The sequence below is a fragment of the Arthrobacter sp. TJ-254 genome, from assembly GCF_058269175.1.
Genome location: NZ_JBZCNF010000001.1, coordinates 302579 through 319450, shown reverse-complemented (window position 1 = coordinate 319450; position 16872 = coordinate 302579). Strand labels below are relative to the sequence as shown.

Here is a 16872-nt window from a genome sequence, read left to right as displayed (position 1 = left end):
TTGAAGCCATGTTGGAGACCTCGGCCCGCCTTCTGCACCTGTTGTCCCTGCTCCAGCTGCGCAGGGAATGGACCGGCCCCGCCCTTGCCCAGCGCCTTGAAGTGACCGAACGGACGGTGCGCCGCGACATTGGCAAACTGCGCACCCTCGGTTACCCCATTTCCGCCTCGCCGGGCATTGCCGGGGGCTACCAGCTCGGGGCCGGCGCCCAGCTCCCCCCGCTGCTGCTCGACGACGACGAAGCGCTGGCGGTTGCGATCGGCCTGACCGCGGTGACGGCAAGCCCTGTGTCCGGGGTGGGCGAAGCATCGGTGCGTGCCCTGACGAAACTCGAACAGGTGCTGCCCGCCCGGCTCCGGCCGAAGTTCGCCGGCCTGCGCTCGGCCGTGACGCGGATGGCCGCGGCGAGCACCCCCGTCGATCCGGCAGTGCTCACGGCCCTTTCTGCGGCGATCACCGAGCGCCGCAGTGTGTCCTTCCGATATGACCGGCACGACGGCGTTTCGTCGCGGCGCATCGTCGAGCCGTACCGCCTCGTCGACACGGGCCGGCGCTGGTACCTTGTGGCCTGGGACAGCGACCGCGAAGACTGGCGGACCTTCCGCGTCGACCGGTGCCGCAGCATCCCCTCCCCGCGGGGCCGGTTCGCCCCGCGGCCGCTCCCGGCCGCGGACCTCGCGAAATACGTCCAGCAGTCGATCACCCGGTCCCCCTACACCTACGAGGCGGTGATCCGCCTCTCCGCCGGCGTTGCGGAGGTGGAACAGCGGCTGCCGGCCGACACCGCCGAGCTCGAGCCCGACGGCCCCGACTCGACGATCCTCCGCGCCGGATTCGACTCCCTCGATTACCCGCTGGTGCACCTCGCGGCCATGAACATCGAATTCGAGGTGCTCGCGCCCGAGTCGATGCGGCTCCGGGCACAGGAGCTGGCGGCCCGCCTGGACCGGGCTTCAAGTCCGGCAGAGGCTGATCCTGCCCCTTGATGGGGGACGGCCCGCGGTCCTGCCCACTGACGGGCCGCGGCCGGTGGGCATGTCCGGATATGCCCACCGATCAGGCCGGGTGAGTGGGCGGGCCCGTTTTTGAATGGCCCCGGCCTGCGGACCACTAGACTTAACCGCAACTATGACACTGACAATCTCCTACCCCGCCGACCTCCCCGTCTCAGGGCGCCGGGCGGACATCATGGCGGCCATCGCCGCGAACCAGGTCACGATCATCGCCGGGGAGACCGGCTCGGGAAAGACCACCCAGATTCCCAAGATGTGCCTTGAGCTCGGACTCGCCGAGCACGGGCTGATCGGGCACACCCAGCCCCGCAGGCTTGCCGCCCGTACGGTTGCCGAACGCATCGCCGAGGAACTCGACGTGAACCTCGGCGAGGAGGTGGGCTACCAGGTCCGCTTCACCGGCCAGGTGGGCCGCAGCACCAAGATCAAGATCATGACCGACGGCATCCTGCTGGCGGAGATCCAGCACGACCGGCTGCTGCGCCGCTACAGCACGATCATCATCGACGAGGCCCACGAGCGCAGCCTCAACATCGACTTCATCCTCGGCTACCTGAAGCGCATCCTCCCGCAGCGCCCGGACCTGAAGGTGATCATCACCTCGGCCACCATCGACCCGGAGCGCTTCGCCGCGCATTTCGTCGCCGACGCCGCCGTCGAGAGCAGCGCCCCGGCGCCCATCATCGAGGTCTCGGGCCGCACCTTCCCCGTTGAGATCCGCTACCGTCCCCTCGACCAGCCCGTCGGCGACAACGACTCCGACGACGAGCTCGAGGAGGCGCGCGACCCGGTCGACGCCGTTTGCGACGCCGTCGAGGAACTCTCCCGGGAGGCACCGGGCGACATCCTCGTCTTCTTCTCCGGCGAGCGCGAAATCCGCGACGCGGCCGACGCCCTCCGGGCACGGATCCAGAACACCCAGCGCCTGCGGGGCACTGAGGTGCTGCCCCTTTTCGCCCGGCTGTCCCTTCAGGAACAGCACGGCGTGTTCAGCGCCGGCGGCTCCAACCGGCGCATCGTCCTCGCCACGAACGTCGCCGAAACCTCGCTGACGGTCCCGGGCATCAAGTACGTGATCGACACGGGAACCGCCCGCATCTCCCGGTACTCCCACCGCACCAAGGTGCAGCGGCTGCCCATCGAACGCGTTTCCCAGGCCTCGGCCAACCAGCGCTCCGGGCGCTCGGGACGCGTCTCGGACGGCATCGCCATCCGCCTTTACTCCGAAGAGGACTTTGAGTCCCGGCGCCCGTTCACCGAGCCGGAGATCCTGCGGACCAGCCTTGCCGCGGTGATCCTGCAGATGACCGCCATGGGCGTCACGAAGAGCCCGCGCGACATCGCCGAGTTCCCCTTCGTCGAGCCGCCCGATGCAAAGGCCATCACCGACGGCGTGGCGCTGCTGCGTGAACTTGGCGCGTTGAACAACGACGGCGGCCTGTCCCCCGTCGGCCGCAAGCTGGCGCAGCTGCCCGTCGACCCCCGCCTCGGGCGCATGATCGTCGAGGCGGGAGGCCGGGGGTGCGCGAAGGAGGTGATGGTCCTCGCTGCGGCACTGACCATCCAGGACCCCCGGGAACGGCCCTCCGCCGACCAGCCCGCCAAGCTGCAGAGCGCCACCGAGAAGCACAAGCGCTTCCTCGACGAGAACTCGGATTTCACCGGGTACCTGAACCTGTGGCGGTACCTCGAGGAGCAGCAGAAGGAGCTGTCCTCAACCCAGTTCCGCAAGCTGTGCCGCAACGAGTTCATCAACTACCTGCGCGTGCGCGAGTGGCAGGACCTGTTCGCCCAGCTGCGCCAACTGGCCAAACCGCTCGGCATCACCCTGCAGGCGGGCCCCGTGGACCCCGTGGGCAACAGCGACGCGATCCACATCAGCCTGCTCTCCGGGCTGCTCAGCCACATCGGCCTCTACGACCAGCGCAAGCGGGAGTACGCCGGCGCCCGCGGCACACGCTTCGCGGTCTTCCCCGGCTCGGCACTGTTCAAGAAGTCCCCCGACTGGGTGATGGCCGCGGAACTCGTCGAAACCTCGCGGCTGTGGGCGCGGGTCGCCGCCCGGTTCGACCCGCTCTGGGCCGAGGAGGTGGCCCCGCACCTCGTCAAACGCAGCTACAGCGAACCGCACTGGTCAAGCCGCCAGGGCTCGGTCATGGCGTACGAGAAGGTGACCCTCTACGGGGTGCCGATCGTGCCGCAGCGGCGGATCAACTACGGCCGGATCGACAAGGAACTCGCCCGCGAGCTGTTCATCCGCCATGCGCTCGTGGAGGGCGACTGGAAGACCCACCACAAGTTCTTCGCACGAAACCGCGAGCGGCTCGCTGAGATTGAAGAGCTCGAGAACCGGCTGCGCCGCAGGGACCTCCGCGTCGACGACGAAACGCTCTTCGAGTTCTACGATGCGCGGATCGGGGCTGACGTCGTCTCCGAACGCCACTTCGACTCCTGGTGGAAACAGGCGCGCCGGGCCACGCCGGAGCTCCTTGACTTCGACCCGCGCGAGCTCCTCAACGAGGACGCCGACGGGCTCGACGAGTCGGCGTTCCCGACCATCTGGCGCCAGAACGGCTTCGAACTTCCGCTGAGCTATGAGTTCTCCCCCGGCGCCCCCGGCGCAGCCGACGGCGTCACCGTCCAGATCCCCCTGCTGTTCCTCAACCAGCTGGAGGCCGGACCGTTCCGGTGGCAGATTCCCGGGCTGCGTGAGGAACTTGTCACGGCGCTGATCAAGTCGCTGCCCAAACCGGTGCGCAAGAACTTCGTGCCGGCCCCCGACGTCGCCCGCTCCGCCGTTGCGGCCCTTGAGGCGGACTTCGACCCGGCACGCGACGAGCTCGAACCCTCCCTCGAACTGGTCCTCCGCCGCCTCAAGGGGCACATCATTCCGCCGGGCTCCTGGAACTGGTCGGTGCTCCCGCCGCACCTGCTAATGAACTTCCAGGTGGTCGACTCCGGGGGCATCCTCGGTGAAGGACCGGACCTCGACGCCCTCAAGGATTCCCTCGCCCCCGCCGTCAGCCGGGCCATCGCCGCCTCCCTTGGCGCAACGCCGTCAAGCACCCGGCCCAGCGGGCGTCCGGGCGCTGCGTCCAAACAGCGCACGGCGGGCCGCGGCAGCGCAGCCGCCTCCACGCCCACATCCCCAGCACCGGTGCCCGGAGTGCCAACAGGCGCAACGGATGCCGGCGGACCGGGCGTCGCCGAGGTGACCGGCGCCGTCTCCTGGACCTTCGGGGCAATCCCGCGGGAAGTCTCCCGGAGCGTCTCGGGGCACCGGGTCACGGGATACCCGGCCCTCGTCGACGAGACCCGTGCGGTTGGCCTTCGCGTGTTCGCCAACCCCGCCGAGCAGGCCGAGGCGATGCGCGCCGGGGTGATCCGCCTGCTTGCCCTGCGGGTGCCGAGCCCCGCCAAGTATGTCCTCGAGCACCTGAGCAACACCGAAAAGCTGACGTTCAGCCAGAACCCCCATGGCAGCGTGGCGGGGCTGATCGAGGACTGCACCCTCGCGGCCATCGACAAGCTCGTCCCGGAGCAGCTCCCCTGGACCGAAGGTGACTTCAACACGCTCTACGAACATGTCCGCGCCGAACTGATCGACACGGTGTTCACGGTCACCGCCACCGTCGAAACGGTCCTCTCAAGCCACCGCAGGATCACAAAGCAGCTCAAGGGCACAACAAGCCTTGCCCTGATCACCGCACTGAACGACATCCGGAGCCAACTCGAGCAGCTGATCTATCCGGGATTCGTCGCGGCGACCGGATACTCCCAGCTGAGCCAGCTGCCCCGGTACCTGCGCGGCATCGAACTGCGCCTCGAGAAGCTGGCGGTCAACATTGCCCGGGACAACGCCGGCACCGCCGCCGTCCAGCGCCTCGAGGACGAATACGACGAGGCAGTCGCCGCGCTGGCGCCCGGAGGCCGGAGGGTTCCGCCGGGCCTCCGGAAGGTCCGGTGGATGCTCGAAGAGCTGCGCATCAGCGTGTTCGCCCAGGAGCTTGGGACGGCCTACTCGGTGTCGGAGAAGCGGATCCGGGCAGCACTGAACGAGGCCCTGGCCGCCCGGGCCGCCTAGGCGGGGACGTTAGCTGCGTGCCCCGCCGCGCGCAGGGCTGCACGCAGGTCTTCGGCGGCGGCGTCCATGAGCTGGGGATCGGGGTTGTTGTCGACGCGGTGCACGTCGAAGTCGGCGGCGCTCTGCGTGGGCCAGACGTGCACGTGAAGGTGCGGAACCTCGTACCCTTCGATCAACACCCCGACCCGCTTGGCGCCGAACGCCTCCTGCTGGGCCCTGCCGATCGTCTGGGCCACCTCCATCACCCGTGCGAGCGCCGAGGGGTCGGCGTCGAGCCACTGCGCAATCTCACGGCGGGGAACCACAAGGGTGTGTCCCTGCGTGATCGGCGCAATCGTCAGGAAGGCGACGACGTCGTCGTCCTTCCAGACGAAGCGGCCGGGGATTTCGCCTTCGATGATGCGGGTAAACAGGGTGCTCACACGGTCTCCTTGGGGTGGGGGATGCGCTGGTCCTTGAGGCTGCAGAGCCGTCCGCAGCGGCGGGGGCGAGGGACGTCCTGGGGTCATGGGCTCGACGCTACCTGTTGCCCCGGGCGGAGGCCACCCGGGGCAGCAGCAGGGCGGTGCAGGCTCAGCCTCCGGTGGCCACCGGAAGATCGGAACGCGCGGACCACTGGGACCACGACCCGGGATAGAGTGCCGCCGAGAATCCGGCGATCTCCAGCGCGGCAATCTCGTGGGCGGCCGTGATGCCCGAGCCGCAGTACACAGCCACGCGCCCGGCCTCCGTCACACCGAGCCGGCGAAACCTCTCCCGGAGCTCCCCTGCGGTGCGGAAGGTCTTGTTGCCCCGGAGATTTTCGGTGGTCGGCGCGCTGCGCGCGCCGGGGATGTGTCCGGCCTTCGGATCAACCGGCTCATGCTCCCCCCGGTAGCGCTCCACGGCGCGGGCGTCGAGGAGCACCCCGTGCGCCGGCAGCTCGGCGACGGCGTCGATGCCGATCACGGGCATGGCGCCGGTGCCCAGCTCGACCGAGCCGAGGCAGTGCTGTTCCTCTCCGCCCTCCACCTCGAACCCCGCGGCCTGCCATGCGGCAAGCCCGCCGTCGAGGAGGTGGACCGCTTCCAGCCCCGCGTCCCGGAGCAGCCACCACAGCCGGGCGGCGGCCATGTTGCCTGAGTCATCGTAGGCAACGACGACGTCGTCGGTGCTGTTGATGCCCCACTGCTGTGCCGACTCCTGGAGCGCCAGCGCATCGGGCAGCGGGTGCCTGCCCAGCTCCGGCGCGCCTGGGGCGCACAGCCGTTCCTCAAGATCCGCGTACAAGGCGCCGGGGATATGCGCCGAGCGGTAATGTTCGCGGCCGTGGGGATCGCCCAGGGACCAGCGGACATCAAGCAGAACGGTCTGCAGGCCGGAGGTCATCCGGTCCCGCAGCGTCTGCACGTCCATCAGGGTCTTCATCAAGATCTCCTTGTAGAGGTGGAACCGACGCCGCGCCGGTCCCGATGCACGCCAGTCCACCACAGGCTCCGAAGGTATTCCAGTCCACTTGTACGCTTGGGGAATGATCACCTACCCGGCCTCATCCGGCCGCGCCTGGACCGAGGAGGCAATCCGCCGCATTGAGGCGGAGAACAACAGGTCCGCCGATACGCATCTCATCTCCGTTCCCCTGCCCAGCCGGTGGGGGGTGCAGGTCTACCTCAAGGACGAGTCGACGCACGCGACGGGCAGCCTGAAGCACAGGCTTGCGCGCTCGCTCTTCCTGTTCGGACTCGTCAACGGCTGGATCACCGAGGGAACGACGATAGTCGAGGCCTCAAGCGGCTCCACCGCCGTATCGGAGGCATACTTCGCGCGCCTGCTCGGCCTGCCGTTCATCTCCGTGATGACGGGCACCACCAGCCCTGAGAAGATCGCGTTGATCAAGCAGTACGGCGGCACCTGCCGTTTCGTCGACCACGCCTCAGAGGTGTACGCAGCGGCCGAGCGGATCGCCGGCGAGACCGGCGGCCACTACCTTGACCAGTTCACCTACGCCGAACGTGCAACCGACTGGCGGGGCAACAACAACATCGCCGAGTCGATCTTCGGCCAGCTCGCACTCGAACCGCACCCGGTGCCCGAATGGGTCGTTGTTGGCGCGGGAACCGGAGGAACCAGCGCAACGATCGGCCGGTACATCAGATACAACCGCCATCCCACGCGGCTTGCGGTTGTCGACCCGGAAAATTCGGCGTTCTATCCCGCGTGGAAGGATCCGACGGCACCGGCCACGGGGCTGCCCTCGCGCATCGAGGGAATCGGGCGCCCGCGCCGCGAGCCAAGCTTCATTCCCGGCGTGATCGATGCGATGATCCAGGTCCCCGATGCTGCGTCCATTGCCGCCGCACGGCACCTGCGCAAGCTCACCGGTGTCCATGCGGGACCATCGACCGGGACGAATCTCTGGGGGGTATGGCAGCTCGCCGCGTCCCTTGCCGCGGAGGGACGCGCGGGAAGCATCGTCTCCATCATGTGCGATTCCGGGGACCGCTACGCGCGCTCCTACGAGGACGGGGAGTGGCTCGCCGGACACGGACTCGATCCGGCTCCCTACCAGGAGGTCCTCGACGGGTTCTTCGCGACCGGGCGCTGGTCGGAGTGAAGCCGCCGGCGGCGCTCGGGGCCTACGGGCGCCACTCCCTCCGGTATTCAGGATGGCCGGCATACGGCAGGGCCATGAGCCGGAGGAACACCCCCATGTAGTCCTGCTGGTCTGCCGGCACCTTCGCCCAGTCAACGCGCTGGTAGTGCGCCACCATCAGGCGCTTGGCCTCGCATTCGGCGAGGGCACGGTCGAGCACCGGCACCGATTGGACGTGCCACCACGAGTGCACATTCTCTTCATCGTCGGCGATGCGTGCAAGGAGGAAATCGATGAGATCACTCAATGTCGAACCCTCCCGAACCGACTTGTCGCAGTTTCATAGGCGGTTTCCTATTTCTCCCCATCCGCGGCGGGAGGTGCGGCGAATATGCCATGTGCCCGGATTAACGCAATCCGGACGGCATAACTTTCATCACGCACCATCAGGAGAAAACAATGGCAACATCACAGCATTCGCAGGCGCCTACCCGGTCGGGGGAAAAGACCGCCGTGCAGAAGGCCGCACTCGCGGTCGGAATCGTCTTCCTTCTTGTCGGCATCCTCGGCTTCGTTCCGGGGATTACTTCCCAGTATGACCAGTTGGCCGTTGCCGGACACCACTCGGGTGCCATGTTGCTCGGACTTTTCCAGGTTTCCGTGCTCCACAACGTCGTCCACCTGCTCTTCGGGGCAGCCGGTGTGGCTATGTCGCGCAGCATTTCGGGGGCCCGCTCCTTCCTGCTCGTCGGTGGAATCATCTACCTCGTGCTGTGGATCTACGGACTGGTCATCGACCAGGAGTCGGCCGGTAACTTCGTTCCGCTGAACGCGGCCGACAACTGGCTGCACCTTCTCCTCGGGATCGGCATGATCGCCCTGGCGCTCGTGCTTGGCAAGAAGCGCGCTGCGAACCGCGTCTAATCCCTTCCACTGGGGCGGATGAAAAGGGGAGGCCGTACCGGGCCTCCCCTTTTCTGTGGGCGGTCCCCACGACAAGACGCTGCCCTGCCCCCACCGGCGGCATCCGCGGCAGGCTCACGCCCCGGGCTCGGTCCGCTTGCCGGCGGCGGGCACCGCCTCGTAGGGCCGCCAGATGATCACGTTCGCCTTCGAATGGTGGAGCACGGCATGCACGGTGGACCCCAGGCGCACGGCGAGGCCGTCAGCGCCCCGGGCGCCGAGGACGAGGCACGCCGCATCCGCAGCGAGGGCAACGAGCTTGCCGGCGACGGAGCGTCCGGCAAGCTGCGTTTCCTTCACATTCAGGTCCGGGGCCCGTTCGCGGGCCAGCGCCGCCGCATCCTGAAGCACCGTTTCGCCGCCGGGCGTGGCCTGGTGGCGGTGGAACCGCAGTGCAGGGAGATCCTGGCTGACATGGACCAGCTGCAGGTCGATTCCTTCCTCGGTGGCGAGCTGACAGGCGAGGAGGAGTGCCTCCCGGCTCGAGGCCGAACCGTCGACGGCGGCGAGCACTGAGTCGCCGCCGGACTCGGCACCGCGGATCACCGCCACGGGGCAGCCGGCCGAGGACGCGAGGTGAAGGCTCACCGATCCCACGAGGAGCCCGAGAAAACCGCCCAGCCCGCGGCTTCCTGTGACAACCATCGAGGCGTCGGCCGACAGGCGCGTCAGAATCGCCGCAGGGTAACCCGTCTCAAGGCGGGCCTCAACCTCAACGCCCGGTGCCGCGGCCAGAGCCACCTTCCGGCCCTCCTCAAGCGCCGCCAAGGCAGCGTTCTTCAGCCCGCTGCCCTCGACGCCGTCCACCGGCCCGAGGTCATGCGTGAACAGCGGCCAGATCCAGCAGTGGACGACAAGGAGTTTGCTCCCGCTGTGCAGCGCGCGGCGAGCGGCCCAGGCCACCGCCTTCGTGGCCTCCTCGGAACCGTCATATCCAACAACGACCGGCTTCTTCCCGGAGCTCACCGGGGACCTGCTTCCGGCACGCGTACCCCCGGATCGGAACCTGCGACCATGCCTGCCTCCTCATACGCCGTGGCACCCGGCATGCGGGTCCTCGCGTGCCGCTGCTCCTGGTCTTCCCAGCCTCGTTTGCACCGCGCCCCGCGGTAAGGGTCTTTAGTCCTCCCTTGTCCATACCCGCCGATCAATCGATTGTCCAGCACCGCGTCCATGCGCGGAAGACCGGACGGGGAATCCACGAAGCCGGACGTCACGGACTTTCGGCCCTGACAAATGTGCCCTCGACGCTGGATCATGGGGGGAAGACGTTCATGGGGACGCCTTTGGGGAAGACGTTTGGCAGGACGCCGAGGAAAGACGGTCACGCACCCAAGGGAGGCGGAAGTGAGCGGTCCTGAGGTGGCACGCGCGCCCGAAGCCGGGCGTCAAGCGGCAACAGTTTTCATCGTTGATGACCACGAACTCGTGCGGCGTGGATTGAGGGACCTCCTCGAGGGCGAGGGATTCATCGTCGTCGGCGAGTCGGCGTCGGCGGAAGACGCTTCCCGCCGGATTCCCGCGCTCGCACCCGATGTCTCGATACTCGATGCGCGGCTGCCGGACGGCACCGGGATCGAGGTGTGCAGGAACGTCCGGTCGGCCGACAGCTCGCTCCAGTGCCTGATCCTGACCAGCTATGACGATGATCAGGCGGTGCGCGGGGCGGTGCTCGCGGGTGCGGCCGGGTATGTCCTGAAGGAAGTGCTGAGCACCGACCTGATCGTGAAGATCCGCCACGCGGCTTCAGGCAAATCGCTCTTCGATCCCGCCGTCCGGGCGGACATCATCGCCGGGCTCGGGCGGGCTGGACAGGAGGATGCACGGCTCGATTCGCTCACCGCCCAGGAGAAGAAGGTGCTCCAGTACATCGGCGAGGGCCTGACCAATAAGGAGATCGGACAGACGATGTTCCTCGCCGAGAAAACGGTGAAGAATTACGTCTCCTCGATGCTCGCAAAGCTCGGCTTCCAGCGAAGGACCCAGGCCGCGGTTTTCATTGCGACCGGCAGGAACTCCCCCCAACCCTGACCGGGCTACCCCAGATCGCGCTGGGCGGGGACTATCCAGTCGAGGCGGGTGCCGCGCCCGGCCACGCTGTGCACCCGGAAGTGGCCGTCGCACAGCTCCGCCCGCCGCTGCATGTTGTTCATTCCGCTGCGTTTGGCCCCCGGGGCGATCCCGCGGCCGTCGTCGGTGATGCTCAGGTGGACCTCCGAGGGAAGGACGTCGACGGAGATGCCGATCGACGAGGCGCCGGCATGCCGGACGGCGTTGCTCAGTCCTTCGGAGATCACCGCCATGAGGTGGTCGGCGATGTCCTCCGCGACGGCGGTGTCGACGGGGCCGGACAGCTGCACCACCGGGTTGAAGGGCAGGATTGTTGCACACTCCTCGACAAGCTTGAGGATGCGGGCACTCAGGCTCGTGCCCGCCTGGGGAACACTCCTGAGGGAGTAGATGGTGTCACGGAGCTCCCGGATCGTCTCATCGAGCTCTCCGGTCACCTCGTCGATGCGTTGGAGGGGTCCGGGATCGGTGACGAACCGCCGCAGGCCCTGGATTCTCAGTCCGGCGGCGAAGAGGCGCTGGATGACGAGGTCGTGGAGGTCCCGCGCGATCCGGTCGCGGTCCCCGAAGACGGCCTGCTGTTCCCGAAGCCGGTGTGCCTTGACGAGCTCGAGGGCAAGGGCGACGTGCGAGGAGTAGATGGTGCTCATCGTGGCGTCACCGGCAGTGAAAGGTGCCGAGCCGCGGGAGCGCAGGAGGATCAGGATGCGCGGCTCCCCTTCGCTGTCCGAGAGGCGCACCGCAAGCGTTGAATCGAAGTACTCGAGGAGAAGCCCGGAGGTGGGCGCGAAAACCCGCGCCACCCCGGCCAGCAGGGCCGGTCCCGTGCCGTCGAGCAGGCTCAGCACCTCGTCCGTCACCGCCAGCTCCTGCCCGGCGACGTGGGCGGCGGAGGGGCCGGCCGCGGCGGCGCAGAACAGGGCGTTGCCGGAGATTCCCTGCACGGCGACCAGCGCGAGGTCCGCCCCGGCGACGTCGGCCGCCCTGCCCGCGACCAGATCAAGGCCGTCAAGGCCCGGATCCTCCGTTGTGCCGACCAACTCGCGCACGGTGTCCATTCCGGCTTCGAGCCACCTGCTGCGCCGACGGGACTCATCGAAGAGGCTTGCGTTCTCGATGGCGGCACCGGCCGCTGCGGCAAGGGCCTTCACAAGCTCCTCATCGGCCGGCGTGAAGTCACCGCCCCCGCGTTTCTCGGTGAGGTACAGATTGCCGAACGTTGAGTTCTTGACCCGGATGGGCACGCCGAGGAACGAGCCCATCTGAGGGTGGTGGTCGGGGAAGCCGTAGGCGGCGGGATGCTGCCGGAGATCGGTCAGCCGGAGCGGGCGGGGATCGGTAATGAGCTGTCCCAGCACGCCGTGCCCGACCGGCAGCGAACCGATGCGACGGACCTCGTCGTCCTCGAGCCCCACGGTGATGAAATGACTGAGGAAGTTGTCGGCCCCGATGACACCGAGGGCTCCGTAACGGGCCTGGACGAGTTTACAGGCTGAGGAGATGACGCGCTCCAGGACGCCCTCAAGGCCGAGGTCCTCGGTGATCGCCGCGAAGCCTGCCAGAAGGCTCCGGAGGTCCTCCTGGCGCAGTGGGATCGCCTCTCCAATACGGGGCGGCAGCGGCGCACCGGACGAACCGTTCGGCCGATCCTGAAAACTGCCCATACGGCTACATCCAATACGTCGACTTCCGGCACTTTTCGGGTCCGAGGATCAAAAAGGGCCGGGGCGGGTACGGATCCCATCATATCGGGGTGAATGGCCCCGTCGGGGGTTTAGTCTGGAATTCAGACTTCCCCTACCACCGCCGCGGAGGAAAAATAATGAGTTCAACGGACAACGAATTCTGGGAGATGCCCGGGACCCTTCACGCTTCGACGGAGCTGCCCGCCGATGAGTGCTGGGCGCTGCTGATGACGCAGACCACAGGACGGATTGGATTCTCCCGGGAAGGCTCAATCTATATTTTCCCTGTCAATTATCTTGTCCATGAGCAGGGGATCTATTTCCGGACTTCCGAGGATGGCGATATCGGCAGGGGCCCACTGGAGAAGGCGGCATTCCAGGTCGACGAGCTCCGGGCCGCCGAGATGGCCGGGTGGACGGTGCTTGCCCAGGGTTCCGCCGTTCCCGTCAGCGACGAGGCGCTGCTGACAGTGCTGTGGGGCAGGGCCAGCGAGGAACCATGGGCCGGCGGTCTCCGGCAGCGGTTCGTCGGAATCCGCCCCATCAGCGTGACGGGGCGGCGCGTGGGGACCGCCTGACGGGCTATTTTCCCTCGGTGCCTTCGTGTACAACGAGCACCGGGCATGCGGCATGCGAAACGCAGGCCGCGCTGACCGATCCAAGCAGCAACCCCCGGAATCCCCCGTGGCCGCGCCGGCCCACAATCAGCATTGCCGCGTCCGCGCCCGCCTTGACGAGCACCTTCGAAGGGCGCCCGAAGAGAACCGATGTGCTCAGGTTCGGCGGAAGGTCCTCTCCGAAGGCTTCCCTCAGGGTCTTTTCTAGCCGCTTCTGGGTGACTTCGTCGAAGTTGTCGCTTCCCAGCGGCACGTACCCCGCATATTCGGCCGGATAGTCCCACACTGCAACGGCTTCGATAGCCGATCCGAGCCCCGGGGCGATGCGCGCCGCGAGGCGCAGCGCTTCGATCGAGGCTGTTGACCCATCAACTCCGACAACGACGCGGTTTACTTCGTTGACTGCCATTGGCTCCACCGGCTCCCGTTCGCCATGTACCCGGCCACCTAGGCAGGATTATTCTCCGCCCTCGGCGCGGCGGCAAGGTACGGTCACACCGCCCTGGCTATTGCGGGGCGGGTTCGAGAAGGTTCAGGAAACAATCCTGCTCAAAGGGATCGATCGAGGCGGGTAGACGCCCCTCGCTCACGCTGGTGCGGAGCCGGTCCAACGCCTCGTCCTCGGCCCGCGCTGCGGTGAGGTCAATAGTGATCGCGGTTCCCCCGAGCAGGGCGTTGGTCCTCCGCGCGACGACATAGAGCGCCTGCAGGTTTTCGGGTGTCACGGTCCCCTGAACATGGATCCGTGCCGACTGCAGCTCAGAATCAAGACGGACCAACACCCGCAGCCTTCTGGCCGCCCAGTTCGAGGGGTGTTCGTCCATCGCCTTCCTTCGCGCACGTTGGATCTCAAGGCGACTTCCCCGCGTGCTTTCCCCAACTGACAACCGGCCCTCTCGGCCCGTGCTCTCGCCACCGTTTAATTTTGTCTTCACTGCTTGTCCCCTTAGGTGACGCCTGCACAACTTCCGCTCTTCCAGAGTCGCCGGTGATCGGCAAGGCGGGTAAGGGGCGAAAGTCCCTTACCCGCGCCGCGTTCCCGGCAACTCTGGTGCCGACGGCACCCATGGGTCACGTGAGGTCGGTGATCAATGCCATCGATGCGCAGTCGCGGATTCCGTGGATCCCGGCGACAGTCGTCTCTTTATCCTCGTAGGCCTCGCTGGTAACGAGCGTGGTCCCGTCGTCGCCGGTGAGCCGGAACCGAAACTGCTCCTGATCGTCCCGGAATATCTCGAACGTGCCAGCCATTACAGCCCCCAATCTCGCTCATGCATCCTTACAGGGCGACTTTAACCACGGCGCCGCACTCCGTGGAACCCTTGCGGGACCGCAAGGGGGCGGGTGGACGGAGTGAACAGTCCTGTGCTCCCGCCCTCCCTGCCGGTCAGCGCCCGAAGCGTTCGGGTGCGAGGTTGATCCGGCGCAGCAGCTGCGCGTTCAATGCCACGACGATCGTCGAGACGCTCATGAGGACAGCACCGGCCGCCGGGGAGAGAAGGATCCCGGCGAAGGCGAGCACTCCAGCCGCGAGGGGGACGGCGAGGATGTTGTAGCCGGTGGCCCAGACGAGGTTCTGGATCATCTTGCGGTAGCTCGCCCGCGACAGGTCGACCGCCGACAGCACACTGCGGGGATCGTTCCCGGCGAGGACAACGCCCGCCGACTCGATTGCGACATCGGTGCCCGCACCGATGGCGATGCCAACCTCGGCACGGGCCAGGGCAGGGGCGTCATTCACGCCGTCACCGACCATAGCGACCTTCAGTCCGCGCGCCTGCAGCTCCGCGACCTTGGTGTCCTTGTCCTGCGGGAGGACCTCGGCGAAGACCTCATCGATGCCCAGCTCACCGGCGACGCCGTCCGCGACCTGCCGGGCATCGCCGGTGATCATTGCGACCTTCACCCCCCGTTCCTTCAGCGCCTTCACCGCGATGCGTGATTCATCGCGGATGCGGTCCTCAAGCCGGAGCGCACCGATGACGGTGCGGCCGCGTACCACGTGCAGCACCGCTGCGCCCCTGCTGGTCCAAGCCCGCACCGTTTCCGCGATGTCCGGCGGTGTTTGCAGGGAAAGCTCCCGCAGCAGGTTCGGTCCCCCGACGGAGATCTCCGATCCGTCGACGACAGCCCTCACGCCGCGCCCGGTCATCGATGAGAAGCCCGTTCCCCGGTAGGCGAACTGGGCGGCGGCGGGATCCTCGGCGGCCGCGGCGACGATTGCGCGGGCCACCGGGTGTTCGCTGTCGGCCTCCGCGGCCGCCGCCAGGGCGAGCAGCTGCGCCGTGTCCGTTCCCGCCGCGGCGGCAACGGCGGTGACTGCGTGGCGTCCCTCGGTAAGGGTTCCGGTCTTGTCGAAGAGGACGACGTCGATGGTGCGCATCCGCTCCAGGGCCAGCCTGTCCTTGATCAGCACCCCGGCCCGCGCGGCGCGTTCGGTGGAGATGGCGATCACCAGGGGGATGGCAAGGCCCAGTGCGTGCGGGCAGGCGATGACCAGGACGGTCACCGTCCGGGTGACGGCGTCGTCCGGACTGCCCAGGGCCAGCCAGGCGACAAACGTCAGGATCCCGGCGCCCAGGGCGAAGTAGAACAGCAGGGCAGCGGCGCGGTCGGCCAGCGCCTGGGCCTTCGAGGAGGAGGCCTGCGCCTCGGCGACGAGCCGTTGGATCCCCGCCAGCGTGGTGTCCGGGCCGACGGCGGTGACCCTCACCCGCACGGCGTTGTCGGTGGCCACCGTTCCTGCCACAACGGTGTCCCCGGCACGGCGGAGGACTGCGCGGGATTCACCGGTGATCATCGACTCATCGAATTCCGCGGCACCGTCGATGACCTCGCCGTCAGCCGGAACCCGCGCGCCCGAACGCACAAGCACGACGTCGCCCGCGGAAAGGGACGCCACCGGGACGGTTTGGATCCCGGTTCCGGCAACTTTCTCGGCTTCGTCGGGGAGCAGCGCGGCCAGGGCATCGAGGGCGCCGGCGGCCGAACCGAGGGCGCGCATTTCCATCCAGTGGCCGAGGAGCATGATGACGATCAGCAGGGCGAGTTCCCACCAGAAGTCGAGATCGAAGCCCCCGATTCCCAGGGTGGTGACCCACGACGCGCCGAACGCGACGGTGATGGCCATGGCGATCAGCAGCATCATCCCGGGTTGCCGGGACTTCAGTTCCGCCAGGCCGCCCTTCAGGAAGGGAGTTCCTCCGTAGATGAATATTGCGGTTCCGAGGACCGGCGAGATCCATGCCGACCCCGGGAATACGGGCGGCATGTAGCCAAGGAGCATGGCGAACATGGGGCTGAATCCCACCACCGGCACGGCGAGGGCCAGGCTGAGCCAGAACCGGTCGCGGAACATGGCGGTCGAATGCCCGGCGTGCTGACCGGAGGAGTGGACCTGATGGTCATCATCGGCCATCTGACGGTTCCCCGGGTGCTCCTGCCCGGGACGGGTGGAATGGGCGTGCGCGTGGGGCACGGGCTGCCCGTGGTCATGGGCGGCGCTCCCCCGGGCTGCGGGCTCGAGGTCTGCGGCCTGCCGTTCGCGGTTTTTCATTGTCTTCTCCTCCAGGCACCTCGACGGTGCCGCGCCTTGCCAGGATCTGGACACCTGGCGGCCTGCCTTCGCCGCTGCGGCGTATCCGGCGGATGTAGTGCCACCGGCGGGTGTGCCGCCGGGAACGAGAGGAGCCCGATCCGTGGCGGTACCTTCGGTACGCGGATGAACTGCCTCCTGCAACACCAGTAAGTTATACCCCCCAGGGGTATACGTCAAGGGGTGGCTCGGGAGGAGAAAAGATCACGGCCGTCCTGCTGGGCAGCCCGGACCTCGGCATTGAAGCCAACTGGACCAAGGGGAAGAGACCCT

General features: G+C 67.6%; 15 protein-coding genes. 6 read left to right on the top strand and 9 right to left on the bottom strand.

Features of this window, described 5'->3' with window-relative positions; genetic code table 11:
* Positions 1-8 precede the first annotated feature (8 nt).
* Together AC4D14_RS01475 and hrpA are read left to right on the top strand one after the other, a co-directional pair.
* Positions 9-986, top strand: a complete 978-nt coding sequence (locus AC4D14_RS01475; protein WP_490899814.1) for a helix-turn-helix transcriptional regulator — start codon at positions 9-11, stop codon at positions 984-986.
* A 142-nt stretch (positions 987-1128) separates the two neighbouring features.
* The gene (hrpA, locus tag AC4D14_RS01470) at positions 1129-5097 is read left to right on the top strand and encodes an ATP-dependent RNA helicase HrpA (protein ID WP_490899813.1); all 3969 of its coding nucleotides are present in this window, start codon (positions 1129-1131) and stop codon (positions 5095-5097) included.
* Here hrpA and AC4D14_RS01465 read toward each other — a convergent pair.
* Positions 5094-5519 (bottom strand): HIT family protein, encoded by a 426-nt coding sequence (locus tag AC4D14_RS01465; RefSeq protein ID WP_490899812.1) that lies wholly within the window; start codon positions 5517-5519, stop codon positions 5094-5096. The genes hrpA and AC4D14_RS01465 overlap by 4 nt on opposite strands.
* Before the next feature lie 151 nt (positions 5520-5670).
* Positions 5671-6504, bottom strand: coding sequence for a sulfurtransferase (locus AC4D14_RS01460; protein ID WP_490899811.1), 834 nt, complete (start codon positions 6502-6504; stop codon positions 5671-5673).
* A gap of 103 nt (positions 6505-6607) precedes the next feature.
* Between AC4D14_RS01460 and AC4D14_RS01455 the strand changes: the two genes are divergently transcribed.
* Positions 6608-7690: a PLP-dependent cysteine synthase family protein gene (locus AC4D14_RS01455; RefSeq protein WP_490899810.1), complete on the top strand. Its 1083-nt coding sequence runs from the start codon at positions 6608-6610 to the stop codon at positions 7688-7690.
* A 22-nt stretch (positions 7691-7712) separates the two neighbouring features.
* Here AC4D14_RS01455 and AC4D14_RS01450 read toward each other — a convergent pair whose 3' ends face one another.
* Positions 7713-7976, bottom strand: a complete 264-nt coding sequence (locus tag AC4D14_RS01450) for a DUF6221 family protein (protein WP_490899809.1) — start codon at positions 7974-7976, stop codon at positions 7713-7715.
* Between the two features lie 152 nt (positions 7977-8128).
* On the opposite strand from AC4D14_RS01450, the gene AC4D14_RS01445 reads away from it, so the two are divergent.
* Positions 8129-8593 carry a DUF4383 domain-containing protein gene (locus AC4D14_RS01445; RefSeq protein WP_490899808.1) on the top strand — a complete coding sequence of 155 codons (465 nt, stop codon included), beginning with the start codon at positions 8129-8131 and terminating at the stop codon, positions 8591-8593.
* A 114-nt stretch (positions 8594-8707) separates the two neighbouring features.
* On the opposite strand, the gene AC4D14_RS01440 is transcribed toward AC4D14_RS01445, so the two are convergent.
* Entirely contained in the window at positions 8708-9598 is an 891-nt protein-coding gene (locus AC4D14_RS01440; RefSeq protein ID WP_490899807.1) for a universal stress protein, read from the bottom strand.
* 381 nt (positions 9599-9979) lie between these two features.
* Here AC4D14_RS01440 and AC4D14_RS01435 point away from each other — a divergent pair, with 381 nt between their 5' ends.
* A complete protein-coding gene (locus tag AC4D14_RS01435; RefSeq protein ID WP_490899806.1) occupies positions 9980-10663 on the top strand; it encodes a response regulator in 684 nt (227 codons plus the stop codon).
* Between the two features lie 5 nt (positions 10664-10668).
* Here the strand turns inward: AC4D14_RS01435 and AC4D14_RS01430 are convergent, their stop codons facing one another.
* On the bottom strand, positions 10669-12366 hold the full coding sequence (locus tag AC4D14_RS01430) for a GAF domain-containing sensor histidine kinase (RefSeq protein WP_490899805.1): 1698 nt from the start codon (positions 12364-12366) through the stop codon (positions 10669-10671).
* 158 nt (positions 12367-12524) lie between these two features.
* Here AC4D14_RS01430 and AC4D14_RS01425 point away from each other — a divergent pair, with 158 nt between their 5' ends.
* Positions 12525-12965, top strand: a complete 441-nt coding sequence (locus tag AC4D14_RS01425; RefSeq protein ID WP_490899804.1) for a pyridoxamine 5'-phosphate oxidase family protein — start codon at positions 12525-12527, stop codon at positions 12963-12965.
* 4 nt (positions 12966-12969) lie between these two features.
* On the opposite strand, the gene AC4D14_RS01420 is transcribed toward AC4D14_RS01425, so the two are convergent.
* The 4 genes from AC4D14_RS01420 to AC4D14_RS01405 all read right to left on the bottom strand — a co-directional run bounded on the left by AC4D14_RS01420 (position 12970) and on the right by AC4D14_RS01405 (position 16560).
* Positions 12970-13413, bottom strand: a complete 444-nt coding sequence (locus tag AC4D14_RS01420) for a universal stress protein (RefSeq protein ID WP_490899803.1) — start codon at positions 13411-13413, stop codon at positions 12970-12972.
* Positions 13414-13510: 97 nt separating this feature from the next.
* Complete coding sequence (locus tag AC4D14_RS01415; RefSeq protein WP_490899802.1) at positions 13511-13828, bottom strand: hypothetical protein; 318 nt, start codon at positions 13826-13828, stop codon at positions 13511-13513.
* A 247-nt stretch (positions 13829-14075) separates the two neighbouring features.
* The gene (locus AC4D14_RS01410) at positions 14076-14255 is read right to left on the bottom strand and encodes a YegP family protein (RefSeq protein WP_490899800.1); all 180 of its coding nucleotides are present in this window, start codon (positions 14253-14255) and stop codon (positions 14076-14078) included.
* A gap of 136 nt (positions 14256-14391) precedes the next feature.
* Positions 14392-16560: a copper-translocating P-type ATPase gene (locus tag AC4D14_RS01405; protein WP_490899798.1), complete on the bottom strand. Its 2169-nt coding sequence runs from the start codon at positions 16558-16560 to the stop codon at positions 14392-14394.
* Positions 16561-16872 lie beyond the last annotated feature (312 nt).

Bases quoted from the DNA above. Each gene is read 5' to 3' on its own strand.
- AC4D14_RS01475 (WP_490899814.1), top strand. From the start codon at position 9: ATGTTGGAGACCTCGGCCCGCCTTCTGCACCTGTTGTCCCTGCTCCAG.
- hrpA (WP_490899813.1), top strand. From the start codon at position 1,129: ATGACACTGACAATCTCCTACCCCGCCGACCTCCCCGTCTCAGGGCGC.
- AC4D14_RS01460 (WP_490899811.1), bottom strand. From the start codon at position 6,504: ATGAAGACCCTGATGGACGTGCAGACGCTGCGGGACCGGATGACCTCC.
- AC4D14_RS01455 (WP_490899810.1), top strand. From the start codon at position 6,608: ATGATCACCTACCCGGCCTCATCCGGCCGCGCCTGGACCGAGGAGGCA.
- AC4D14_RS01445 (WP_490899808.1), top strand. From the start codon at position 8,129: ATGGCAACATCACAGCATTCGCAGGCGCCTACCCGGTCGGGGGAAAAG.
- AC4D14_RS01430 (WP_490899805.1), bottom strand. From the start codon at position 12,366: ATGGGCAGTTTTCAGGATCGGCCGAACGGTTCGTCCGGTGCGCCGCTG.
- AC4D14_RS01425 (WP_490899804.1), top strand. From the start codon at position 12,525: ATGAGTTCAACGGACAACGAATTCTGGGAGATGCCCGGGACCCTTCAC.
- AC4D14_RS01420 (WP_490899803.1), bottom strand. From the start codon at position 13,413: ATGGCAGTCAACGAAGTAAACCGCGTCGTTGTCGGAGTTGATGGGTCA.
- AC4D14_RS01415 (WP_490899802.1), bottom strand. From the start codon at position 13,828: ATGGACGAACACCCCTCGAACTGGGCGGCCAGAAGGCTGCGGGTGTTG.
- AC4D14_RS01410 (WP_490899800.1), bottom strand. From the start codon at position 14,255: ATGGCTGGCACGTTCGAGATATTCCGGGACGATCAGGAGCAGTTTCGG.
- AC4D14_RS01405 (WP_490899798.1), bottom strand. From the start codon at position 16,560: ATGAAAAACCGCGAACGGCAGGCCGCAGACCTCGAGCCCGCAGCCCGG.